General features: G+C 70.5%; 17 protein-coding genes and 1 tRNA gene. 11 read left to right on the forward strand and 7 right to left on the reverse strand.

Annotated elements, in window-relative coordinates:
* The first annotated feature begins 101 nt into the window (after nucleotides 1-101).
* The 6 genes from ACIRB1_RS31790 to ACIRB1_RS31815 all read left to right on the forward strand — a co-directional run bounded on the left by ACIRB1_RS31790 (nucleotide 102) and on the right by ACIRB1_RS31815 (nucleotide 4,452).
* Nucleotides 102-1,244 carry a permease gene (locus tag ACIRB1_RS31790; protein WP_403467788.1) on the forward strand — a complete coding sequence of 381 codons (1,143 nt, stop codon included), beginning with the start codon at nucleotides 102-104 and terminating at the stop codon, nucleotides 1,242-1,244.
* Nucleotides 1,241-2,014: a TIGR03943 family putative permease subunit gene (locus tag ACIRB1_RS31795; RefSeq protein WP_352183931.1), complete on the forward strand. Its 774-nt coding sequence runs from the start codon at nucleotides 1,241-1,243 to the stop codon at nucleotides 2,012-2,014. Before ACIRB1_RS31790 ends, ACIRB1_RS31795 begins: the two co-directional genes overlap by 4 nt.
* Before the next feature lie 275 nt (nucleotides 2,015-2,289).
* A complete protein-coding gene (locus tag ACIRB1_RS31800) occupies nucleotides 2,290-3,036 on the forward strand; it encodes a hypothetical protein (protein WP_403467789.1) in 747 nt (248 codons plus the stop codon).
* Nucleotides 3,037-3,172: 136 nt separating this feature from the next.
* Nucleotides 3,173-3,562, forward strand: a complete 390-nt coding sequence (locus tag ACIRB1_RS31805; protein ID WP_352183933.1) for a MerR family transcriptional regulator — start codon at nucleotides 3,173-3,175, stop codon at nucleotides 3,560-3,562.
* A gap of 203 nt (nucleotides 3,563-3,765) precedes the next feature.
* Complete coding sequence (locus ACIRB1_RS31810; RefSeq protein ID WP_019063123.1) at nucleotides 3,766-3,969, forward strand: cold-shock protein; 204 nt, start codon at nucleotides 3,766-3,768, stop codon at nucleotides 3,967-3,969.
* A 150-nt stretch (nucleotides 3,970-4,119) separates the two neighbouring features.
* Entirely contained in the window at nucleotides 4,120-4,452 is a 333-nt protein-coding gene (locus tag ACIRB1_RS31815) for an SCO5918 family protein (protein WP_352183934.1), read from the forward strand.
* 90 nt (nucleotides 4,453-4,542) lie between these two features.
* Here the strand turns inward: ACIRB1_RS31815 and ACIRB1_RS31820 are convergent, their stop codons facing one another.
* The gene (locus ACIRB1_RS31820) at nucleotides 4,543-5,601 is read right to left on the reverse strand and encodes a PucR family transcriptional regulator (protein ID WP_403467790.1); all 1,059 of its coding nucleotides are present in this window, start codon (nucleotides 5,599-5,601) and stop codon (nucleotides 4,543-4,545) included.
* A 271-nt stretch (nucleotides 5,602-5,872) separates the two neighbouring features.
* Between ACIRB1_RS31820 and ACIRB1_RS31825 the strand changes: the two genes are divergently transcribed.
* The 3 genes from ACIRB1_RS31825 to ACIRB1_RS31835 all read left to right on the forward strand — a co-directional run bounded on the left by ACIRB1_RS31825 (nucleotide 5,873) and on the right by ACIRB1_RS31835 (nucleotide 13,838).
* Nucleotides 5,873-6,532, forward strand: coding sequence for a hypothetical protein (locus ACIRB1_RS31825; RefSeq protein WP_403467791.1), 660 nt, complete (start codon nucleotides 5,873-5,875; stop codon nucleotides 6,530-6,532).
* A 250-nt stretch (nucleotides 6,533-6,782) separates the two neighbouring features.
* Nucleotides 6,783-8,930: a flotillin family protein gene (locus ACIRB1_RS31830; RefSeq protein ID WP_403467792.1), complete on the forward strand. Its 2,148-nt coding sequence runs from the start codon at nucleotides 6,783-6,785 to the stop codon at nucleotides 8,928-8,930.
* A gap of 96 nt (nucleotides 8,931-9,026) precedes the next feature.
* Entirely contained in the window at nucleotides 9,027-13,838 is a 4,812-nt protein-coding gene (locus tag ACIRB1_RS31835) for a DNA repair ATPase (protein WP_403467793.1), read from the forward strand.
* 285 nt (nucleotides 13,839-14,123) lie between these two features.
* Here ACIRB1_RS31835 and ACIRB1_RS31840 read toward each other — a convergent pair whose 3' ends face one another.
* Both ACIRB1_RS31840 and ACIRB1_RS31845 read right to left on the reverse strand, forming a co-directional pair.
* Nucleotides 14,124-14,483, reverse strand: coding sequence for a hypothetical protein (locus ACIRB1_RS31840; protein WP_352183939.1), 360 nt, complete (start codon nucleotides 14,481-14,483; stop codon nucleotides 14,124-14,126).
* Between the two features lie 288 nt (nucleotides 14,484-14,771).
* Nucleotides 14,772-16,265: a helix-turn-helix domain-containing protein gene (locus tag ACIRB1_RS31845; protein ID WP_403467794.1), complete on the reverse strand. Its 1,494-nt coding sequence runs from the start codon at nucleotides 16,263-16,265 to the stop codon at nucleotides 14,772-14,774.
* 220 nt (nucleotides 16,266-16,485) lie between these two features.
* Between ACIRB1_RS31845 and ACIRB1_RS31850 the strand changes: the two genes are divergently transcribed.
* On the forward strand, nucleotides 16,486-17,283 hold the full coding sequence (locus tag ACIRB1_RS31850; RefSeq protein ID WP_403467795.1) for a DUF4232 domain-containing protein: 798 nt from the start codon (nucleotides 16,486-16,488) through the stop codon (nucleotides 17,281-17,283).
* A gap of 1,033 nt (nucleotides 17,284-18,316) precedes the next feature.
* Here ACIRB1_RS31850 and ACIRB1_RS31855 read toward each other — a convergent pair.
* The 3 genes from ACIRB1_RS31855 to ACIRB1_RS31865 all read right to left on the reverse strand — a co-directional run bounded on the left by ACIRB1_RS31855 (nucleotide 18,317) and on the right by ACIRB1_RS31865 (nucleotide 20,590).
* Nucleotides 18,317-18,390: transfer RNA gene (locus ACIRB1_RS31855), tRNA-Pro, on the reverse strand.
* A gap of 54 nt (nucleotides 18,391-18,444) precedes the next feature.
* Nucleotides 18,445-19,227 (reverse strand): Pr6Pr family membrane protein, encoded by a 783-nt coding sequence (locus tag ACIRB1_RS31860; RefSeq protein ID WP_403467796.1) that lies wholly within the window; start codon nucleotides 19,225-19,227, stop codon nucleotides 18,445-18,447.
* Between the two features lie 436 nt (nucleotides 19,228-19,663).
* Complete coding sequence (locus ACIRB1_RS31865; protein ID WP_403467797.1) at nucleotides 19,664-20,590, reverse strand: metallophosphoesterase; 927 nt, start codon at nucleotides 20,588-20,590, stop codon at nucleotides 19,664-19,666.
* Between the two features lie 140 nt (nucleotides 20,591-20,730).
* Between ACIRB1_RS31865 and ACIRB1_RS31870 the strand changes: the two genes are divergently transcribed.
* Entirely contained in the window at nucleotides 20,731-21,198 is a 468-nt protein-coding gene (locus tag ACIRB1_RS31870) for a GatB/YqeY domain-containing protein (protein WP_266769940.1), read from the forward strand.
* A gap of 106 nt (nucleotides 21,199-21,304) precedes the next feature.
* On the opposite strand, the gene ACIRB1_RS31875 is transcribed toward ACIRB1_RS31870, so the two are convergent.
* Nucleotides 21,305-23,593 carry a transglycosylase domain-containing protein gene (locus tag ACIRB1_RS31875; protein ID WP_403467798.1) on the reverse strand — a complete coding sequence of 763 codons (2,289 nt, stop codon included), beginning with the start codon at nucleotides 23,591-23,593 and terminating at the stop codon, nucleotides 21,305-21,307.
* Nucleotides 23,594-23,935: the final 342 nt, after the last annotated feature.

The following is a 23,935-nucleotide window of genomic DNA, read 5'->3' on the forward strand; positions in this document are numbered from 1 at the left end:
GTGGTTCCAGTATTCCGCTGAACACCCGTGCCCCGGCTGCCGTATGCAGAGACAGGGAGCAAAACTCGCGAAACCAGGCGTCTGCCGGAGGTATCTCACCCGTGGCCATCACCACCGAACCAGCCGCGCCGACCACCGGGACGCCGCCGGACCCACAAGCGGGCCGACAAACGGACCCACAGGCGGGCCCACAAACGGAGCCGGGCACGGAACCGGAGACGAAACCGGGCACGAAACCGGCCGCGCCCGCCCAGGCGTCACAGGGCGCCGAGCCCGCCAAGGCGTCGAAGGACGGCTGGCAGCTCAACTCGCCCCTCGTGCTCACCATGGTGCTGCTCGTGGTGGTGCTCGCCCAGGGCCCGATCCGCCAGGCGCTCTCCGCGCCCGTGATGCAGAGCTGGATGACGGTCTTCGTCGCCGTGGTCGTGCAGGCGCTGCCCTTCCTGGTGCTGGGCGTGCTGCTGTCGGCCGGGATCGCGGTGTTCGTACCGGCGACCTTCTTCGCCCGCGCGCTGCCCGACAACGCCGTGCTGGCCGTGCCGATCGCGGGCATGGCGGGCGCGATCCTGCCCGGCTGCGAGTGCGCGTCGGTGCCGGTGGCCGGGGCGCTGGTGCGGCGGGGCGTCACCCCGGCGGCGGCGATCGCGTTCCTGCTGTCCGCCCCGGCGATCAACCCGATCGTGCTGACGGCGACGGCGGTGGCGTTCCCGCGCAACCCCGAGATGGTGCTCGCCCGGTTCGTCGGCAGCCTGCTCGTGGCCTGTGTGATGGGCTGGCTGTGGACGCGCCTAGGCCGCACCGACTGGCTGCGCCTGCCCGCTCACGAGCCGCACGAGGGGGAGACCAAGGGGGCCGCGTTCTGGGGCTCGGTCCGGCACGACGTGATGCAGGCCGGCGGATTCCTGGTGCTCGGCGCGATGTCGGCGGCGACGCTCAAGGCGGTCGCACCGGCGAGCTGGCTGCGCACGGCCGCCGACAACCCGGTGGTGGCGATCCTCGCCCTCTCGATCCTCGCCGTCCTGCTGTCGATCTGCTCGGAGGCCGACGCGTTCGTCGCCGCGTCGCTCACCCAGTTCTCGCTGACGGCCAAACTCGCGTTCCTGGTGGTGGGCCCGATGATCGACCTGAAGCTGTTCGCCATGCAGGCGGGCACGTTCGGCCGCGGCTTCGCCCTGCGCTTCGCACCCGCCACCTTCGTCCTCGCCATCACCGGCGCGGTCGTGACCGGGGCGGTGCTCCTGTGAACCGGCAGGCACAGGCGGCGGTCCTGTTCCTGGTCGGCGCGGCCCTGCTGCACGCGGGCTTCACCAACCTGTACCTGCGCTACGTCAAGGCAGGCCTCCAACCGCTCCTCCTGCTCTCCGGCGCGGTCCTCATCGTGACGGCGCTGGCGACGGCGTGGTACGAGTGGCGCCGGACACGGCTGGAGAAGGCGCACGCCGAAGCCCAGGCGGAAGCGCACACGGAGGCTCACACCGAGGCCGGCGCTCACGGGGGCCACGTCCACCGCGAACCCCGCATCTCCTGGTTCCTGATCCTCCCCCTCCTCGCCCTCATCCTGGTCGCCCCGCCCGCCCTCGGCTCCTACAGCGCGGTCCGCACCGGCACGGCCATCCAGCAGCCGTACGGCCTGCTCAAGCTCCCCGACAGCAACCCGCTCACCATCGGCCTGGTCGACTACGCGAGCCGCGCGGTCTACGACCACGGACGGTCCCTGGGCACCCGGCAGTTGAAGGTCACCGGCTTCGTCGCGCTGGACAGGTCGGGGTCGCCGTTTCTCGTCCGCATGGCCCTCAACTGCTGTGCCGCGGACGCCCAGCCGGTGAAGATCGCCCTGACGGGCAAGGTCCCGCCGGTGCTTCAGCCCGACACCTGGCTGGAGATCACCGGCACATACAGCCCCCGGCAGACCAAGGACCCCATCAACAACCGCCCGATCCCCTACTTCCAGGTCACCCAGGCCAAACCGGTCCCGACGCCGAAGGACCCGTACGACGAGAGCTGGAACCAGTAACGGCCGGAGCGACCAACTCCCGCCACCTCACCTGAGGTTGACGACCGCGCCCGGTCGAGCGGCGGGCCGCTGCGCTCCACGCCGGGAGCCGTGCGGAGGTCCGCGTCGCCATGGGCGGCCGGGTCCGCGCCGGAGGCAGGCCGCCCCCCTGCGCGATCCGTGGGCGTACCGTGAAGAGACCGGGAATCTCTCGTGTGCCGGATCGCACCGGTGCCGTTCCCGGCGAACCACGACGCCGGGCCGGACGTGTCCGCGCCCGGGGCAGGGCTCGGCCCATGACCGTGAACGTGCCCGGTCGGCCGGCGGCCGCGGAGGCGACCGCGGCCCCCGGCGGGGACGGTGCTGCCGGTACGGCGGCCGGGGCGGACTCCGGTTCCGCCCGCGACCGCGGCCCCTCGCCCTGGCAGGGCGACCGCGTCCGACCGCTCAGCCGCCGCCAGATCGAGGACCGCCTCCAGGACCTGGGCGTCCTGTACGAGGAGACCTGCGGTGGCGGCCGCGACGGCGACCGCGCCGCCTTCCTCCGCCGCCTGTCCGGCGAGGTCCGACGCCCCGGTTTCACCCTGCTCATCGCCGAGAACACCACCCTGACGGCCTGCGCCTACGGCTTCCCCGTCCGCGCCGCCGACCCCTGGTGGCAGGGCCATGACGCCCGGCTGCCCCGGCGCCTGCACGGCCTCGCGCTGACCGGCGGGCTCTTCGCGGTCTCCGGGATCGTCGTCCCGCTCCGCGTGCGCACCCACTACCAGGACCGCGACTGGAACCTCGCCCGCCGCCTCCAGCGCCGGCTGCTCGCCGACCACGCCCCGGCCGTCGGCGTCACCCTGATCCCCCGCACGGACACCGCGACCCTCGCGGCGTACCGCGCGTGGGGCTGGCAGGAGGTCGCGCCGCGCGCCGCGGCTGACCCCATACGTCCCGTACGCCCCGTGCGAGCCGCCGAACGAGGCTCCCCGGGGGACCCGAATGGCCTTGATCCACGGCTTCCGGGCTCCTGCCGGGTGCTGATCCTGAGCCTCTGAACGCGCCGATCGGCGTCAGGACATCTGTGTTCGCCGCGACAGGGATTCCACCGGTGCGACTAGAGTTCCCTCACGGGGGAACCAGGTCTCCCGGGGGCGGCCGTCCCGACCCCGGTGGTCCGCAGGAAAGGTGTACATGCCCGCAGAAAGCCAGCAGCCCGCGGCCGACCGGCTCGACGACGACGACTACCCCGCCTACACCATGGGCCGGGCCGCCGAGCTGATCGCCTCCACCCCCGGTTTCCTCCGGTCACTGGGTGAGGCCGGGCTGATCACCCCGACGCGGTCGGACGGCGGTCACCGCCGCTACTCGCGCCGTCAGCTCCGTACGGCCTCCCGCGCCCGCGAACTGGTCGACCAGGGGACCCCCATCGAGGCCGCCTGCCGCATCATCAGCCTGGAGGACCGGCTGGACGAGGCGCTGCGGGTCAACAAGGAGCTGCGGTCCCCCGACCGGCTGCATGTCCATGACGGACAGCATGCGCACGACGGCCTTCACGGCTCGTCCCATGGTGAGAAAATCTGATGTCCCCGAAACAGAAATTCACCGTTTCGGGCGGCCCTTTTCGAGCCCAATTCCCCCGTCGCGAAAATGGGTTCCGTGCTAGGCTGACATCAGTTGCAGTTGTGGTTGCCAATTTTGAACCGGACATCCGGTGCAGGTGATCATCACGGCGATGGAGGAGATTCGTAAAGTGCGGATCTCGTGCACTGCCTAGGAGTTAAGACATGGCCACCGGTACCGTGAAGTGGTTCAACGCGGAAAAGGGCTTCGGCTTCATCGAGCAGGACGGCGGCGGCGCTGACGTCTTCGCCCACTACTCGAACATCGCCACCCAGGGCTTCCGCGAGCTGCAGGAGGGTCAGAAGGTGACCTTCGACATCACGCAGGGCCAGAAGGGCCCGCAGGCGGAGAACATCGTTCCCGCCTAAGCACGCGAGACTGCGAAACAGGGGCCCGCACCTTGGGTGCGGGCCCCTTTTCGTATCTGTTCATTTACCCGCCGTTCCACGGCCGTTGTTCGCTTTCCCCGAGGAGAAATCCTCCCCTCTCCTCCCGCTCGAACCCCTTGGTGAGGCACCATGCGCTGCGTGATCGCCCGTTACCCCTTCGATCTGACGAAGAGCGAGGTGGAGGAGATGCTCAAGGGCATCCGGCCGGAGCAGCCCGTCACCGGTCCCTGCGCCGTCATCAGTCGCAAGCTGTACCCGGTGAAGCAGGTCGGTGAGGTGATCACCAAGCAGGACCGCCGTGACTTCACCGCCTTCGAGGTGACCAGGGCCCTGACCCGGCTCGGCTTCACCTGCCACGAGACGCCGCCCGCGCCCGCCACCCCCGCGCCGGCCCCCGCCGCGGAGAACCCCGGGGACTCGGGCCCGGACTCGACGTCGTACATCGGCACCACCCTGGGCTGACGCCTCCGCCCGCACGTCCCCGCACACCCCGAGCGACCACGCCGCCGTAGAACCATTCGGGCGCGAGGTCGCTCTTTGCTTTCCCGCCGGTCACAGCTCCTTGTCGGGCCAGTCCAGCAGGCGGGCCCCGATCACCGCCGTCTGGAGCGTGTACCGCTGGCCGGGGTCGGCCGGGTCCGCGCCGGTGAGCTGGTGGATGCGCTCCAGCCGGTAGGTCAGCGCGCGCACGCTCAGTGACAGCCGGCGGGCGGTCTCGGCGGCCACACAGCCACTGTCGAAGTACGTCGACAGCGTCTCCAGCAGTGGCCGCGGGCCGCCGCGCGCCCTGGTCAGCGGGCCCAGCGCGTCGAGCACCAGGTCCGTCATCGCCTGCCGGTCGCGGGTGAGCACCGGGTAGACCAGCAGGTCGGCGGCGCGCAGCAGCGGGCCCTCCAGCTGGAGCCGCTCGGCGAGTTCGAGCGTGTTCAGGGCCTCTTCGTACGACTGGACGATCCCGCCCGCACCCGGCCGCACCCGGCCGATCGCCGCGCGGCTGCCCTCCGCGGCGGCGTACGCCTGCTTGGCGAAGTGGGTGAGGATGTCGTCCTGGTCGCCGGGCGCGACGCACAGCATCCGGCCGGCCTTCGTGGTGAGCAGGATGTTGCGGTCACCGAAACGGCTGATCATCGCGCGCTCCACCTGACGCGGCACCGGCGCGCTCTCGTCGTACGGCGTCGGGCCCTGGACGACCGCGACGGCATGCGTGTGGGAGAGGCGCAGACCGAAGCGCTCGGCGCGCTCCGCGAGCCGGCCGAGGTCGCTGCGGCCGTAGAGGAGGTCGTCGATGAACTCCCGTCGCGCCGCCTCCTCCTGGCGTACGGCGAGCCGCTGCGCGCGTTCGTAGCCCTCGGCGAAGGCGTCGACGGCCTGCTGCACCGCGGCGAGGGTGCAGTCGGCGGCACCCGGGATCTGCGGCCAGGCGGCGCGGGTCGCGGCGAGATGGGCGCTGACCAGGGCACGCAGTTCGTGGCCCGCCTCGGCGGCCTGCTCGCCCAGGGTGCGGCGGGACGCCAACTCCGCCCGGGTCAGACGGCGTCCGGTACCGGAGACCTCCGCCAGGAGCCGCGCGTACCCCGCCAGATACTGCTCAGGTATTCCGCGCTCCGGCAACTCCGCCCCCGTTTACCTTGACGCCCCGATGACGCTTTCTTAGCGCGTCACCGGCATCAAGACCCTAATGAACACTGCCGGGTTCCGGCAATGCGCGGGCGTGCACCCCGCGTGCACCATGGCGCCAGGGGAGCACCGCGGAAGGTACCGGTGCCGGACACCGGCAGGTGTCCAGCACCGGTACCGCGATCCGCGCATCCCCGGAATCTTGACGCGTGCCGCACGCGCGACACGCGTCGCGGGCACTGGACGGGGACGGGGGGCCGGGATCATGGGGGCGTTTCTCGCTGCCGCGGCCGGTTTCCCCACCGTCGTCTTCACCGCGGCGCTCGTGGTCGTCGTCCTGTTCTGGCTGCTGGTCGCGCTGGGCGCGGCGGACGCGCACGGACACGCTCACATGCACCTCAACTCCCGTGCTCACGGCGAGGGTTGGGGCCTGGGCGGGGTCCCGGTGACCCTCGCCTTCTCGCTGTTCGTCGCCATCGGCTGGCTGATCAGCTACTGCGCGAGTGTGCTGCTCGTCCCCTCCGGGCCCCTCGGATTCCTGGTCGGGGCGGCCGTGCTGATCGGCACGGTGTACGTCTCCTGGCGCGCGACCAGGCTGTTCGTACGCCCCCTGCACCGCCTGTTCCCCGACGAACCCGGACCCTCGCGGCTGGACTTCGTCGGCCTGACCTGCACGATCCGCACCGGACGGGTGGACACCGGGTTCGGCCAGGCCGAGGTCAGGGCGGGAGACGGTTCGGCGGCGGTGGTCCAGGTCCGGCTGCCGGCCGGCGACGCCGCGACGGGCGTGCTCGGCAGCGGCAGCACGGGGTTGCTCTACGCCTACGACGAGGTGGGCGAGTTCTTCTGGGTCACCCCGTATCCGCCGGACGGCGGGCTGGGGCCGGGCTCGGGGCTGCTGGCTCCGCCCGGCACGCCGGGATAGGCCGATGCGCCCCCAACGGGAGCGCGGCTGAGCCCAGTTGGTCCACGCGGGTTGCCCACGACCCGCAGGTACGGGCCAACGGCGGTCGACCCACGGGCGTCCGCCCCCCCGGTCACGACCCCAGGGTGTTCGCCGCCCGGCGTCCGCCAACAGCCGTGGAATCCGCCCCTGTTGGCTCGCACGGGGTGCCCAACACCCCCTTCACCACCCACCACGATCCAACCCCTCTCACTCAACGAGGACCCATGTCATGAACGCCATCACCGTCGGCATCGGTGTGTTCGTCGCCGTAGTCCTGCTCATCGCGCTCACCCTGCTCCTCGTGGTCGGCCGGTTGTTCCGGAAGGTGGAGCAGGGGCGGGCGTTGATCGTGTCGAAGACGAAGAAGGTCGATGTGACCTTCACCGGGGCGGTCGTGCTGCCGGTGCTGCACAAGGCCGAGTTCATGGACATCTCGGTGAAGACCATCGAGATCCGGCGCACCGGGCGCGAGGGCCTGATCTGCCAGGACAACATCCGCGCCGACATCCATATCAGCTTCTTCGTGCGGGTCAACAAGACCGTCGAGGACGTCATCAAGGTCGCGCAGGCCATCGGCACCCAGACGGCGAGCGACCCGGCGGCGATCCAGGACTTCTTCGCGGCGAAGTTCTCCGAGGCGCTCAAGACCGTGGGCAAACAGCTGGACTTCGTCGATCTCTACACCAAGCGCGAGGAGTTCAGGGACCGGATCATCCAGGTCATCGGCACCGACCTCAACGGCTACCACCTCGACGACGCGGCCATCGACTTCCTTGAGCAGACGCCGATGACGCAGCTCGACAACCAGAACATCCTGGACGCGCAGGGCATCCGGAAGATCACCGAGCTGACGACGATCGAGCATGTGCGCACGAACGAGTTCCAGCGCACCGAGCAGAAGGAGATCACCCGGCAGAACGTCGACGCCCGGGAGACCATCCTGGAGCTGGAACGCCGGCAGGCGGAGGCGGAGATCCGGCAGCGGCGCGAGGTGGAGACCCTGCGCGCGAAGGAGGAGGCCGCCACCGCGAAGGTGCAGGAGGAGGAACGCCTCGGTGCGCAGACCGCGTTCCTGCGCACCGAGGAGCAACTCGGCGTCCAGCGCGAGAACCAGGCCCGCGAGATCGCCGTGGCGCAGAAGAACCGCGAGCGGGTCATCGCCGTGGAGAACGAGCGCATCGAGAAGGACCGGCTCCTCGAAGTCATCGCCAGGGAACGGGAGACGAGCCTGTCCGGGATCGCCCGGGACAAGGAGGTCGAGGCGGAGCGGCGCGAGGTCGCGGACGTGGTCCGGGAGCGGATCGCCGTGGACCGTACGGTCGCCGAGCAGGAGGAGGCCATCAAGAAGCTGCGGGTGGTCGAGGAGGCCGAGCGCACCCGCCAGTCGGTGATCATCGCCGCCGAGGCGGAGGCGCAGGAGAAGCTGGTCAAGGACATCAAGGGCGCCGAGGCCGCGGAGGCCGCCGCCAAGCACCGCGCCGGTGAACAACTCACGCTCGCCGAGGCCCGGTTGAAGTCCGCCGACCTCGACGCCCGGGCCAAGCTGCGGCTCGCCGAGGGCATCCAGGCGGAGGCGGCGGCGGCCGGACTCGCCGAGGTCCAGGTCCGCGACAAGGAGGCCGAGGTCACCGTGAAGGCGGGCCGCGCCGAGGCCGAAGCCACGGGGGCGCGGCTGCGCGCGGAGGCGGAGGGCACCGAGGCCAGGCTGCGCGCGGAGGCCGAGGGGACCCGGGCCAAGGCGCTCGCCGAGGCCGAGGGGGCGCAGGCGAGGGTGCTCGCGCAGGCCGAGGGCGTCCGGGCGAACGCGCTCGCGGAGGCCACCGGCATCGGCGAGAAGCTCAAGGCCGAGGCGGAGGGCCTCACCGAGAAGGCCGCCGCGATGGCCGCCCTCGACGACGCCTCGCGCGGGCACGAGGAGTACCGGCTGCGGCTCCAGGCCGAGAAGGAGATCCGGCTCGCCGGGCTCGATGTGCAGCGGCAGGTCGCCGAGGCGCAGGCCACGGTCCTCGCGACCGGTCTGGAGCACGCCGACATCGACATCGTCGGCGGCGACTCGGTCTTCTTCGACCGGCTGCTGTCGTCGATCTCGCTCGGCAAGAGCGTCGACGGTTTCGTCGCCAACTCCCAGACGGCACAGGCGTTGGCGCGTCCCTGGCTGGACGGCACCTCGAACATCGCCGACGACCTCGCCCGCGTCCTCGGTTCCGTCTCCACCGCCGACGTGCAGAACCTGACCGTGTCCGCGCTGCTGATGAAACTGATGACCTCGGACACGGCGAACGCCGGTCAGCTACGGCAACTGCTCGACAAGGCGGGCGAGTTGGGCCTCGCGGACACCCCGCTGGCCGCGCTCAACGGCCACCCGGCGACGGTCTGAACCATCGACGGTCTGACCCCACCGACGGTCCGGAACTGCCGCACAGGGGACGGCAGTTCCGGACTCAGCCTAGCCACCGAGACCTGAGAGGGACCCATGACCACCGGCGTGGACAGCGGCACCTACGAGGTCCTGCGCGACCGCCTCGCCGCACAGGCCGCCGAACTCGCCCGCCGTGCCGAGGCGCTCAACGCCCGCCGCACCGAGGAGTTCGGCTCCACCCGCCTCGAACTCACCGGCACCGAACGCCTCGACACCGAGCACCCGGCCACACCGCGCGACCTGGTCGCCGTAGGGGACACCCTCCTCTTCGGCCGCCAGGTCTCCCACGGCGTCACCCGCGAGACGGCGATCGCCGACGTCCTCGCCCTGCACGACCGCCACGACCTGCGCCGGCTGCCCGAGGACGCCGTACCCGGACTCCTCGACGACCCGGACTTCGTACGGGAGTTCACGGCCCTGCACCGGTACTACCGTCAGGCCCGGCTGCTTCAACTCCGGTGGACCGACGGCAAGTTGCTCGCCGTCTTCCGCACCGGCGAGAAGGCCGACGACATCCGGGTGCTGCGCTGGGCGGTGACGGAGGACGGCCGGGCGGCGACTTTCCTGGACGCGCACGGGGAACGCGATCACGTCCTTCCGCCGCCGTACGACATCGACTGGACGGAAACCACCCGCGAGGACCAGGTCCCCGGACGGCATCCGCATGTCCGCATCCAGGACGGGCTGTACGTGGGCACGGTCGGCGGCCTGCTCACCGTGAAGGTGGAGGACGACACCGAGACGGGGGAGGGGATCTACTCCGAGCCGGTGGACGAGCCGTTGCAGTCGGCGGCCGACGCGGAGATCGGGTACGCGCGGGTGGGGGCGCTGGTGCTGCTGCGGGTCCGCCCCTACAAGGAGGAGAGCCGCCGCCATCTGGTCTTCAACACGCTGACCGGGGGAGTCGTACGGCTCGACGGGATCGGGCTGTCGTGTCAGCGGCTGCCGGAGGAGCAGGGGATCGTGTTCCCGGGCGGGTACTGCCTGGCCACGGGGGCCTGGAAGACCTTCGAAGTGGACTCCACGGGGCTGGAGTTGGAGCGGGTGGTGCGCTCGCCCAACGGTGAGGACGTGCTGTTCGCGTACCGGGCGCGGGTGCCCGGCCGGAGCCTGCTGCTGCCGTACAACATGATCCGCAAGGAGATCGCCAACCCGCTGTCCTGCCAGGGCTGGGCGCTCTTCGACGACGGTGTGCTGACGGTGCTGCGCGCGGACGGAGAGGGGGAGCCGGGCCGGGTCCATCCGGTGCGGGTCTGGCGTACCCCGTATGTCTCCGACACCTACGCCGCCGCTCGACCCGTCGGTTCGGGGCCACTGTCCAGGGTCGGCAACGCCGATCTCGTGCGCGGGATCTCCGACTGTCTGTCCCTCGCGGGGGCGGTCGCCGGGATGGAGCCCACGGCGGAGGTGTACGAGGCGCTGGTCGGCGCGTGTGTGCGGGCGGCGGACGCGTACCACTGGCTCGGGGAAGCCGAACTCGGCGATCTGGGCGGCCCGTTGGAGGAGGTGCGGGGCACGGCGGAACAGGTCCTGGCCGAGTTCGGGACGGTCCGGACGCTGACCGGCCAGGCCGCCGACGCCCTCGCCGGGGCCTCCGAGCGGCTCACCGGGCTGGTGCGGCGGCTGCGGGGCGAGGTGCCCCGGGACGCGGCCGGGTGGGTCGCGGGACTGACCGAACTCCGGCGCGCGCAGGGACACGTGCTGACGCTGAAGGAGCTGCGGTACGCGGACACCGCGCGCATCGACGAGGTCGCGGGCGAGGCGGAGGCGGAGCTCGGGGCGTTCGGACAGCGGGCGGTCGCGTTCCTGGGGCGGGAGGACGCGTTCGCCGGGCACCACGAGGTGATCGGCGGGCTGGTCGCGGAGGCGGGGGAGCTGGCCACGGTCGCGCAGGCGGCGCCGGTGTCCGTCCGGCTCGACGAACTCACCGACGGGCTGCGGACGGTGACCGAGGTGATCGCCGGGCTCGACATCGGTGACGCCACGGTCCGTACCTCCATCCTGGAGCGGATCGCCGAGGTCCTGGGCGGGGTCAACCGGGCCCGCGCCACGCTCGACGCCCGGCGAAGGGAACTCCAGGACCGGGAAGGCCGGGCGGAGTTCGCGGCCGAGTTCGCGCTGCTGGGCCAGTCGGTGACCGCCGCGCTCGCGGACGCGGTGACACCGGAGTCCTGCGACACCCAACTGGCCAGGTTGCTGGTGCAGTTGGAGAACCTCGAAGCCCGCTTCACCGACTTCGACGACATCCTCGCCGAACTGACCGGCAAACGCACCGAGATCTACGAGACCTTCGCCGCCCGCCGACAGACCCTGGCCGACGAACGCGCATGCAGGGCCGAGCAGTTGGCCGCCTCGGCGGTCCGCGTCCTGGAGACGGTGGTGCGGCGGGCGGCCACGCTCACCGACGCCGACGCGGTCAGCACGTACTTCGCCTCCGACCCGATGGTCACGAAGATCCGCCGCACGGCCGCCCAACTGCGGGACCTGGGCGACCAGGTGAGGGCGGAGGAACTGACCGGCCGGCTGGCCTCGGCCCGCGAGGAGGCGGCCCGCGCCCTGCGCGACCGCGCCGACCTCTACACGGACGGCGGCCGGACCCTGCGCCTGGGCCGCCACCGTTTCGCCGTGAACACCGAGCCCCTCGACCTCACCCTGGTCCCGTCCGGCGACGGCCTCGCCTTCGCCCTCACCGGCACCGACTACCGAACCCCGGTCAGGGACCCGGAGTTCGCGCAGACCCGCCGCTTCTGGGACCGCCCGCTGCCCTCCGAGTCACCCCAGGTCTACCGGGCCGAACATCTCGCCGCCCGCCTCCTCGACGAACACGGCGCCCAGGCCCTCGCCCAGGAAACCGACCTCGCCGCCCTGGTCCGCCGGGCCGCGCAGGAGTCGTACGACGAGGGCTACGAACGCGGTGTGCACGACCATGACGCGACCGCGATCCTCGCCGCAGTGCTCCGCCGGTACGAGGGCGCGGGCCTGCTGCGACACCAACCCGGCCCCCGAGCGCGGGCGTTGGAGTTCTGGGCGCATGGCACGAGCCCGGAGGAGCGGGCGGGCTGGGGCCGCCGGGCGCGGTCGCTCGCGCGGGCCCGCGACACCTTCGGGCCGACCCCGGCCGTCGCCGACTTCCTCACCGAGCTGGCGGGACACACGGGCGAGCCCGCCGCCGCGTACCTCTTCGACGAGCTGACCACCGGCCCCGAGGGCTTCGTGATCAGCGCCGCCGCCCGCACCCTGCTCGACAAGTTCCGCCGCGCGGTGGGGACTTCGGCCTACGACGACGATGTGCGCGCCGTCGCAGACCTGCCCGCCCGCCGCCAGCTGGTGGAGGCGTGGCTGACCGCGTACACGACCGCGTCCGGCACGGAGACCGACCCGGGGGACCTCGCGGAGGCGGTGGCCGTCGAACTCTGCCCGGACGTACCGCGCTACGAGTCGGACGCGCGGCTGACGGAGACGGTCGGAGGACTGCTGGGCACCCATCCGCGCATCGAGGCGGGGGTTCTGCCGCTCCGAATCGATGAATTCCTCGGCAGAACAGAGGAGTTCAGGGCATCGGAGGTCCCCGGTCATCGCGCGTACCAGCGCCGCCGTACGGCACTCGTGGCGGCCGAACGTGCCCGGCTGCGGCTCGACGAGTACCGGCCGCGGGTGATGTCGACCTTCGTGCGGGGGCGTCTCGTCGACGAGGTGTATCTCCCGCTGGTCGGCGACAACCTGGCGCGGCAGATCGGCACGACGGGGGAGGGACGGGGGACCGGCACGAGTGGCCTGCTGCTGCTCGTCTCGCCGCCGGGGTACGGGAAGACGACCCTCATGGAGTACGTCGCCGAGCGGCTCGGGCTGGTGCTGGTCAAGGTCAGCGGGCCCGCACTCGGTCACGGCGTCACCTCCCTCGACCCGGCCGAGGCACCGAACGCGACCGCCCGCCAGGAGGTGGAGAAGATCAACTTCGCGCTCGCGGCCGGCAACAACGTGCTGCTCCACCTCGACGACATCCAGCACACCTCGCCCGGACTCCTGGAGAAATTCATCCCGTTGTGCGATGCGACGCGGCGGATGGAGGGCGTGTGGGAGGGCGTACCGCGTACATACGACCTACGGGGGAAACGGTTCGCCGTCTGCATGACCGGCAACCCCTACACCGAGTCGGGCGGGCGGTTCCGGGTCCCCGACATGCTGGCCAACCGTGCCGACGTCTGGAACCTCGGCGACGTCCTCACCGGCAAGGAGGCGGTGTTCGCGCTGAGTTTCGTCGAGAACGCGCTGACCTCCAACCCGGTGCTGGCCCCGCTGGCCGGCCGCGACCGCACCGACCTGGACCTCCTGATCCGGCTCGCGGAGGGCGACCCCTCGGCCCGCGCGGACCGGCTGTCCTACGCCTGCGACCCCGCCGAACTCGGCCGTGTCGTCGCGGTGTTGGGGAAGCTGCTCACCGCACGGGACACCGTGCTCGCGGTCAACTCCGCGTACATGGCGTCGGCGGGGGCGTCGGACGCGGCCCGCACGGAACCGCCGTTCCTGCTCCAGGGGTCGTACCGCACGATGAACCGCATCGCCCAGCGCATCGAGCCGGTGATGAACTCCCGTGAGCTGGCCGCCGTGGTGGACGACCACTACACCGCCGAGGCACAGACCCTGACGACCGGCGCCGAGGCGAACCTGCTGAAGCTCGGGGAACTGCGCGGCACGCTGAGTGCCGAACAGGCGGTGCGGTGGGGTGAGTTGAAGGCCGCCTACGTGCGGGATCGGGATGCGGTGGAGGACGAGCCGCTGCGCCGAGCGGTCGCCGCACTCGGGGTGCTGGCTGAGCGGATCGGGGCGGTGGAGTTGGCGATTAACCGGGTGGGCGGGGCGAGTTGACGGTTATGGGGCTGCGGTGGGGTGGGCGATCACTCGGGCGGGCGGGCCGAGTTGACGGCCGCTGGGCTGCGGCGGATTGGGCGATTACCCGGGTGAGCGGGTCGAGTTGACGGTCACGGGGCTGCGGTTGAGTGGGCGATCATGCGGGCAGGCGGGCTGAGTTGACGGCCACGGAGCCGCGGTGGGGTGGGCGATCACTCGGGCGGGCGGGCCGAGTTGACGGCCACGGGGCCGTCGTAGAGCCGCGGCCTTGACGTGATGACCGCCGACCCGCCCGGTCAACTGCTAGAGCTGCAAAAGCCGTTGGGTGATCTCGCGGTACTGGCGCAGCGCCTGGCGGAACTCCTCGGACTCCGACTCCGACTGGGCCTCGGGGTCCTGGTCGGCCCAGGTGGCGCGCAGGGCGTCCCGGCGGGCCGCGAGGGCGGTGACGAGGTGGGCGGTCGCCTCGTCGTAGGCGCTCTCCGCCTCCTGCAACGCGTCGCGAGGGGTGTCCGCGAAGGTGTTCATCGCGTGCCGCAGCCGCTGGAGCACCTGGTCCCGCTCGCCCGACGGAAGGAGCGGCTCCGGGCCCGGGGTGCGGCGCTCGGAGGGAACCTTGTTCTGGCCTGCGGGTTGTTGGGCGCGTGTCTGGTCGTACATCATCGGGAGTCGCTTCCGTTCCGCCCGAAGGCGTTTCTGGGATTCGTCCGTGCACCGGCCACTGCCCTGCGCCGTGCTGCCAGTCAACGTGCGGCGACGGTTCGTGTCAACGCGGGGGTCATGCGGCCGTGGCCGCCACCTGACGAGCTCGGCGGCGCGTCTTCCTGCTGCCGTTCGTGGGGCGCGGGCCGTCGGCTGCTGTGGGGGCGAGAGCCGGCAGGAGCCATTTCCGGCTGATGGCGGATGAACTGGCCAGGTGCGGGTGTGGGTGCGAGTGCGGGTGTCGGCTCGCTAGTCGTCCTGGTGTGGTACCCACTCGCTCGTGTCGAGGGAGTAGCCGTAGCGCGGGCGTCCGTTCATCCCGCTGGTGTGGAACGGCTTCCCCTGGTCGTCGATGCGCAGCACCCCGTGCCGGGTGCCGCTGGACCACGCCAGCTCCAGATACCAGCGCACGTCGTGCGAGGCCGCGGCGGCCGTGATGTACAGGACCTCGGGGTCACTCTCGCTCACCTTGTACGGCAGCCCGGTCTGCCCGGCCTTCGGTGTGGCCACCGGCCGGGTCGCGTCCAGCCCGACGTCGATGGAGCGCGTGGGCACCCCGCCGCCGCAGCCGACGCCGACATACCCCATGGCGTACGCGTTCCGGGCGAGCGGCGCCCCGCTGCCGACCACCCGCACGTTCAGCGACTGAAGTACGACGGTCTCCTCACCGGTGCCCTGCACGGTCAGCTCCAGATACTGACTGCCGGCCGACACCGCCCCCAGCGCACTCACCCAGCTCGGCGCGTCCTGCTCGGTGGGCGGCGGCGGCACCTTCGCCGCGTCCTGGTCGACCAGGTAGGTCTGACTGCACGGACTCTCCCAGGCATACGGCCGGGTCGTGACGGTCAGCGGAACGGCCGCGGTCTGGTCCGTGCTGCCGCCTCCGCCTCCTCCGCCGAGGCCGCTTGCCGTGCCCGCGGATGCGTTGCCGCTTGTCCTCGCGGACTCGGAGGGGGAGGAGGAGGGCGAGGGCGAGGAGGTCGCCTTCGACGTCGACTTCGGCGGGGTGGAGGTCGATCCGGTGCCGGTGCCCTGCCCGCTGGAGGTGACGGAACCGGCCTCCTGCTTGCGGTCACCGCTGCCGTCGTGTCCGGAGACGAGACGGGGGACGAGGGCGGTGACGGCGAGGACCACAGCTACGGCGGCTGCGGCGAGGAGGGTGGTGCGGCGGCGGTTGTGGGGGGTGGGTTTGTTGGGGGTGGGGGGTTCTGAGGTGGTGGTGGGGGGTTCGGTGCCGGTGCCGGTGCCGGTGCCGGTGCCGGTGCCGGTGCCGGTGCCGGTGTTGGCGTGGGCGTTGGCTTCGGGCTCGGCTTCGGCCTCGGTGGGGGCAGGGGTGTTGGGGTTGATGGGAGCGGGGTTGCCGGGGTCGGTGCCCGGCTCCGGGGTTGTCGTGGCTGCCCCGCTGGTTGCGGCTGCCCCACTCGCTGCGGCGGTCGCGCTCGCCGTGGCGCTGGCGCTGGCGGTGCCGGTGATGGCGGCCTTCCGCTCCCGCTGGCGTGCCCCGTCGGCCAGGATCCACCGGCGGTGGGCCTCGACGAGCTCGTCCGGGGTCGCCTTGCAGAGCCGGGCGAACCGCTCGACGGGGGCGTACTCCGTGGGTACGGCATCGCCGTTGCAGTAACGGTGCAACGTCGACGTACTCATGTGCAGCCGCTTCGCGAGCACGCCGTAACTCAGCCCCGACCGGTCCTTCAGCTCCCGTATCAGCGCCGCGAAATCGGCCGTCTCCTCAGGCCCCGCCACCGTGTCCCCATTCCAGTCGCGCGTTCCAGGGAGTCACTGTTCCCCCAGGTAAGAGCCGGTGCGAACGTTCCAGGTTCCCGTAGCTCCCGGCTGCCGTAGCGGGTGGGACGGAAAGCGGCACAGGCTGCGGTCATCAAAGCACGCCGCCCGCCGAACGATTGGCCGGCCGCCCACCTTCAGCCATTCCCCACCTTTTCCCACGCTTCCGAAAGGGATCACCATGTCCGCGTACACCGCCCGTCCCCGTCCCCGTGCTCGCCTCCTCGCCGCGGCCACCGTCGCCCTCGCCGCCCTCTCCCTCACCGCCTGCAACGACGAACTGGGAGTACAGGACGAGGGAGCGGCACAGACCAACACGACGGCGCCGACGCCGACGCGGGCTCCGGAGAAGACGGGCGGGACGGGGCAGACCGGCGGTTCGACGGAGGGCAACTCGTCGACCGGGGGCAACAAGGGCTCGGGCAGCACGACGGGTTCGAACGGAGGCAAGGCGAGCGGGGGCGAGTCGAGCGGCGGGAGGACGAGCGGGGGGTCTGGAACGGACGCCGGCGCGGAGACGGGCGCGAACTCCGGCTCGGACACCTCGGCGAGCAGCGTCCCGTGCAGCAGCGCCAACACGAAGGTGACCGCCCAACTGGTTACCCGCCCCATCAACCACATGCTGCTCACGGTCACCAACACCGGCACCAAGACCTGCGACCTCTACTACTACCCCGCCCTCAACTTCGACGACGCCCAGTCGGTGCCCCCGGTGATGAAGGAGTCCCAGCCCCAGGCGGTCACCACCCTCACCCCGGGCCAGTCCGGCTACGCCGGCGCAGCCCTCGCCGGCGGAGACAACGGCACCGGCACCCACGGCCGCACCGCCAAGTCCCTCGCCGTCTACTTCTTCGACCGCAACAACAACAGCATCAGCCCGGCAGCGACCCCGACTCTGCCGACGAACGGCGTCCACGTCGACGACACGCTGCGGGTGACCTACTGGCTGCCGAGCGCACAGGACGCGCTGACGTACTGAACACGGGGCGTGGGGTGGGAGGGGGCCGGTACTCATGTGCGTACCGGCTCCGTGACGTGCTGCGCGGCGGGTGGGGTGGCGGGTGGGGTGGCGACTTCTGAACTCAGGGTTCCTTCGTCCCGAAGAAACTCGAGCGAGGACACGGCCTTGGTCTGGTACGCCTCTCAACTGAGCAGATGGTCCGAAGGAGTTGGCGCTCGTCGGCCATAGTTCGTCGGCGTTGTTGTCACACAGCCGAACACTCATGGCTGCCACGCATCTCATTTCGCTGCCGTGTTCCGGGCGTGAGCTTCGTGCCGCAGTCGGCGCTCGTGATCAGCGATTTTGAAGGGCTACGGCGGCGCTGGTGGCAGTTTTCGGCTCAAACGACCGTTTTCGCGATCGACCAGGAGGGGGCCGTTGCCCCCAGCCGAGGGTGCCGACCGCTCTGGCGCTCCCGGACTGATCCCGGACTGCTCCCCAGGAGAAGATCCACCCGAGTAGCAAGCCTTCTAGGCGCAGGAGCTGGAAGTCATAATCAACGTTGCCTCGCAGACCGCCGTCGATCTCGGCCAGCACCAGTCGGCTCGTTCCTCATCGAGCAGCACCGCTCGATGATGCCGGGTGGCCTCAACACGCTTAGGGCTCCTTGCCTGCTCGCGCGCACCCCGAGTTGATCCGAGCCCGCTCCGGAGGCTGTCGTCGACGGGCGTGACGGACGGCCGGACAGAGACGCCGGACGGATCGGGCACAGCCCGCAAGCCATCACGCCGGAGTCTTCAATGGCCGACTTCAGCGCATGCGTATGCGCGGACGCGAACCCCTTGGGCTGGAACGGGCAGTGCAGCTCATCCGAGAGCACGGCCAACCCGTACGCACAGGGCTGATCGATTCTGCCGATCGAGCACGGACCACCCTGCTCTTCCTCACCGAGGACGGCAGCGCCCTGCTGGCCTGCGTCGGCTGGCCACCGCCTCCGAGGAAAGAGCCACGCACAACACCAGAGGACCCGGTGCAACTTACACACCAGGCCCTCTGAACTGCTATTTGGCAGTCGGGGTGGCGGGATTTGAACCCACGACCTCTTCGTCCCGAACGAAGCGCGCTGCCAAGCTGCGCTACACCCCGATGTCGCCACTCATCTTGCGAGTGTTGCTGCTCATCGCGGCGACGTCGTTTACTTTAGCCCACCGGTGGCTGGAGACGAAATCCGGTTTTGGCGCGGTGGCGGACGAGGTTCGGGCGGGCGTGGTCGAGGGCCACGAGGAGGACGGAGAGGGCGTAGAAGGCGAGGCCGAGGAGGAGGGCGTTGCCCAGGACGCTCTTGTAGCCGTGCCGTTCGACGTCCAGGAACGGGTAGAGGTAGCGGCCCGGTGTGCCGGGGAGGATCAGTTCGCCGCGGCCCAATGACACCGCCAGGTACGTCAGCGGGTACAGCAGCCACGTCGCCGCCATCCGCAGCCGTAGCCGGCCGGGGGCGGTCAGGAACAGCCAGTCGATCACCGCCGCGATCGGCGTCACCGTGTGCAGGACCTGGTTCGTCACCGCCTGCCAGCCCGTGACGGTTCCGCCCGTCATGGCGAACGGGCTCGACGCGTGCGGCACCAGGATCAGGTGGTACACCAGGCTCGCGATCGTGATGTAGAGCAGTGCCGCGCCCGTGACCAGGGGGGAGACCGGTCGGCGGGCCGTCCACGCTCGGCGGGCCGTGGCGAGCATGACCAGCGCAAGCAGGATGTTGCTCTGGATCGTGAAGTACGTCAGCACCCGGATCGGGCTGCCGAGGAGCAGGTCGACGGTCACCGCCGCTGCCGCCACCAACGCGACCAGCAGTCGGTACGCCGCCGTCAGCGGGCGGGAGTACGGGGCCACCACCGCGGTGGCGGGAACGGGTGAGGCGATCAGCGCGGGCATGCCGGGTACGGCGGGGAGGTCCGGGATGTCCCTGGGTATCGGGGCGGTCATGCCCTCACGCTAGGCAGTCGGGACTAATCGGGCGATATAGGTGGGCTGAACGAGTTACGCCGGCCTCCGCCCTACCGACCCCGGTCGAATCGACCCCGGCCGAACCCACCCCAGCTACAACGACCCCGGCCGAACCCATCTCGACCGCACTGGCCCCGACCGCACCGCACCGACCCCGGTCCGACCCTCACGCGGCCCCTAGGAACACCCCGACCCCCGTCCCGCCATCGCCCGCCCCCTCACTACACGCCGACCCCGCCCTGTTCCGGGTACACCCGGACCGCCCGACCCCGACCCACCCCTCAGCACGTCCGCCCAGGCCTTAAGCGCTCCCCGCCCCTCCCCCCGAGGCACGCCCCGCTACCGCACCCCCATTACCCCCGACTCCCGCCCCCCTCGGAGGAACCCCCTACATCCGCCCCCGTCGGGAAACCCCCTACTCCCGCCCCACCAACGTCATCAACGTAGCCTCTGGCGGACAAGCAAACCGAACCGGCGTATACCGACTCGTCCCGCACCCCGCCGACACATGCAGATACGACGTCCGCCCCTCGGCCGTATGCCGGGACAGCCCCTTCACCCGGTCCGTGTCCAGGTCGCAGTTGGTGACCAGCGCGCCGTAAAACGGGATGCACAGCTGGCCGCCGTGTGTGTGGCCGCCGAGGATCAGGGGGTAGCCGTCCGCCGTGAAGGAGTCCAGGACGCGGAGGTAGGGCGCGTGCACGACGCCCATGGAGAAGTCGGCGTCTTCGGACGGGCCGCCGGCCACGCGGGCGTAGCGGTCGCGTTTGATGTGGGGGTCGTCCAGGCCGGTCAACTCCACGGTGACGCCCTCGAACTTGAGCGTCCCCCGGGTGTTCGTCAGGTTCAGCCAGCCCGCGGCGTCGAAGCCGTCCCGCAGGTCCTCCCACGGGTTGTGGACGACGCCGGTGACGGGCGGGTTGCCGTTCAGGCCGTGGCGGCCGGCGCTCTTCTCCAGCAGGTACCGGGCGGGGTTGCGGAGTGTGGGGCCGTAGTAGTCGTTCGAGCCGAAGACGTACGCGCCCGGGAAGTCCATCAGCGGGCCCAGCGCGTCCAGCACCTCGGGGACGCCCTCCGGGTCGGAGAGGTTGTCGCCGGTGTTGATCACGAAGTCGGGGCGCAGGCCCGCCAGCGAGCGCAGCCAGCGCTGCTTCTTGCGCTGGCCGCCGACCATGTGGATGTCGGAGACCTGGAGGACTCTGAGCGGGCGCATCCCGGCCGGCAGCACCGGGACCGTCACCCGCCGCAGCCGGAAGGAGCGGACCTCGAAGCCCGCCGCGTAGACCAGACCGGCGGCGCCGGCCGCCGCAATTCCCAGGGGTACTCCGTATCGCGCGCGCATACCGCCATCGTGTCAGACCGCACTGACAGCCCGTCGGGCGCGGCCGCTTAGGCCACGCCTGGGCCTCCCTGCGACGGCTCCGCACGCGGCCACCGAAATCTGCGGGCGCCCGCACTCACGCACCTGCGAGAATCAAACCCATGACCACCACGCTCAAGTCGAAGCTGCAGGAAGACCTCAACGCCGCGATCAAGGCGCACGACAAGCTGCGCTCCTCCACGCTCCGGCTGACGCTCTCCGCGATCACCAATCAGGAGGTCGCGGGCAAGGAGAAGCGCGAGCTCTCCGACGACGAGGTCCTCAAGGTGATCACCAAGGAGGCGAAGAAACGCCGCGAGGCCGCGGACGCCTTCGCGCAGGGCGGGCGTCCCGAGCAGGCCGCGCAGGAGAAGGCGGAGGGCGAGATCCTCGCCGAGTACCTGCCCAAGCAGCTCGGTGACGAGGAGCTGGCCGCGATCGTCTCCCAGGCGGTCGAGGAGGCGAAGGCGGCCGGCGCCGAGGGCCCGCGCGCCATGGGCGCCGTCATGAAGATCGTGAACCCGAAGGTCGCGGGCCTGGCCGACGGCGGACGCGTCGCCGCCGCGGTGAAGAAACTCCTCGCCGGCTGACCCGCCCGCCTGGCGAGAGCTGTTTCGCTACGACGACGGGGGCGCCCCTTTTCACCAGGGGCGCCCCCGTCGTCGTAGACGAGAAGCCGGATCGGGCGGTGGGGGGCTAGCCCCTGTTGCCGCCGTTTCCGTTGCCGTTGTTTCCGCCGTTTCCGTTGCCCTGGAAGAAGCCGGTGGGGAAGGAGAACGTCGGGTTGGGGGTGGTGCCGCCGTTGGTGCCGCCGTTGGTGGTCAGGCCGCCGTTGTTGTTGCCCCCGTTGTTGTTTCCGCCGTTGTCGTTGTTCTTGCCGCCGTCGTTGCCGTTGCCGTTGCCCTTGTCCTTCGCGGGGTCCGGGATGTTGACGAGGGTGAAGGACTGGGCCTGCTTGCCTTCGAGGGCGCCGGACATGGCGTCCTTCCAGATCGGGCCGGGGGTGTCGGCGCCGTAGACCTGGTCGTGGTAGACCCCGCCGATGCGGATGTTGGTCATCTCGACGTTCTGCTTGGGGCTGCCGACCCAGACCGCGCCGGCCAGGTTCGGGGTGTAGCCGACGAACCAGGCGTTCTTGCGGGCGTCCGTCGTACCCGTCTTACCGGCGCTCTCGCGGTCGGTGAGGCCGGCCTCCTGGCCGGTGCCGGAGTCGACCACGCCGCGCAGCACGGTGTTGACGGTGTCGGCGGTCTTCTTGCTCATCGCCCGTGAGCAGGTGGACTTCGGGACGGCGAGCGACTTCTCCTCGTTGCCCACCTTCTGGGTGATGGACTCGATGGCGATCGGGGTGCAGTACGTGCCCTCGTTGGCGAAGGCCGCGTACGCGGTGGCCATCGTCAGCGGCGAGATGCCCTTCGAGCCGAGCGCGATGGCCGGGACCTCGGGGATCTTGTCGCCGTTGCCCTGCACGACGCCGAGCTTGCTGGTCATGCTCACGACGGGGCACAGACCGATGTCGGAGATCATCTGCACGAAGTAGGTGTTGACCGACTTGGCCATCGCCTCCTTCAGCGCGTACGGACCGTGCTCCGACTCGCTCTCGTTCTCGACCGTCGCGCCGCCGGTGTTGACCCAGTTCTTGCCGCTACAGGTCGAGACGGGGCTCGGGTAGTCCATCGAGTACGGCGCCGGGTACTGCTGCGTGGCGGGCAGGCCCTGCTCCAGCGCCGCCGCCGCGACGAACGGCTTGAAAGTCGAACCGGTCGGGAAGCCGAAGTTCGAGCCGCCCATGTCGGCGTTGACCGAGTAGTTGTACTCCGTCTCGTTCTTGCCGTAGCCGTACGGCCTCGACTGGCCCATGCCGAGGATCTTGCCGGTGCCGGGTTCGACCAGGGTGGCCGCCGCGGCGACCGAATCCGACTTGTAGATGTGGTCCTTGAGCGAGGCCTGCACCGAGTCCTGCGCCTGTGGGTCCAGCGTCGTACGGATCGTCAGGCCGCCCTGGTTCCAGATCTTCGCCCGGGCCTCCTTGGTCTTGCCGAAGACCGGGTCGCTCAGGAAGACGTTCTCGACGTACTTGCAGAAGAAGCTGGCGCCCTTGACGGCGGTGATGCAGCCGTTCTTCGGCTGGCTGACCTTGAGGCCGAGGTCCGTCTTCTCGGCCGCGTCCGCCTCCGCCTTGGAGATGTCGCCGACCTCGGCCATGCGGGCCAGCACGGTGTTGCGCCGCTTCTTGGCCTCGGCCTCGTCGTTGATCGGGTCGTAGCGCGTGGGCGACTGGACGATGCCCGCGAGGAGTGCCGACTGCTGGAGGGTGAGGTCCTTGGCGTGCCGGGAGAAGTAGCGCTCGGAGGCGGCCTCGACGCCGTAGGCCTGCTCTCCGAAGAACGTGATGTTCAGGTAGTTCTCGAGGATCTTCTTCTTGCCGAGCTTCTCCTCGATCTGGATCGCGTACTTCAGCTCCTTGACCTTGCGGCCGAGCGTCTGCTGGGTGGCCTGGGCGACCTTCGTCGGGTCGTCACCGGCCTCCTCCACGAAGTAGTTCTTCACCAGCTGCTGGGTGAGGGTCGAGGCGCCCTGGGAGACCCCGCCGCTCTGCGCGTTCTTGTTGAGGGCGCGCAGGACGCCCTTCAGGTCGATCGCGCCGTGCTGGTAGAAGCGCGAGTCCTCGATCGCGACGATCGCCTTCTGCATGTACGGCGAGATGTCCTTGAGCTCCACCACCGTGCGGTCACGGGAGTAGACCGAGGCGATCTGGTTGCCCTTGCTGTCCAGGATCGTGGTGCGCTGGCTCAGCTGAGGGCTCTTCAGATTGTCCGGGATGTCGTCGAATCCCTGGACCGAGCCCTTGGCGGCGAGTCCGAGCGCGCCGGCCGCGGGCATCGCGATTCCGGCCATGACGGCACCGGCGAGCACACTGACACCGAGGAACTTGGCGGCCTGCTGCATGGGGGACAGACCACCACCCGAGCGCTTTTTTGGCATGGGGGCAGCCTACGTTCTCATTCGCCGGACACGTGTATAGGCGTTGGCCTAAGCTGCTCTCAACTGTCACAGCAGAGCGGTCACGTATCAATACGTCCGGCGACCCCGAATCGTTCCGGTCGTTCCCTGTTTTTTATCGGGGGCGTGTCCGAATCCGCCTCCTGTGTCACCTGGTGCCCCTTGTGGCGCATGTCAACTGTCCCGGTTTGCCGGGATAGTCGCGCATGTCGCCAGCTCACTCCCCCGGGTGATCTGCCGCTTACCCATAGTCCGTTCGGGCCATTCAAGATTGGGCCCGAAGGGGGTGTTGCGCTGTGCCCACCTTCCGTAACGTCCTCAACT

The organism is Streptomyces sp. NPDC096013 (assembly GCF_044763565.1).
Classification (GTDB): domain Bacteria; phylum Actinomycetota; class Actinomycetes; order Streptomycetales; family Streptomycetaceae; genus Streptomyces.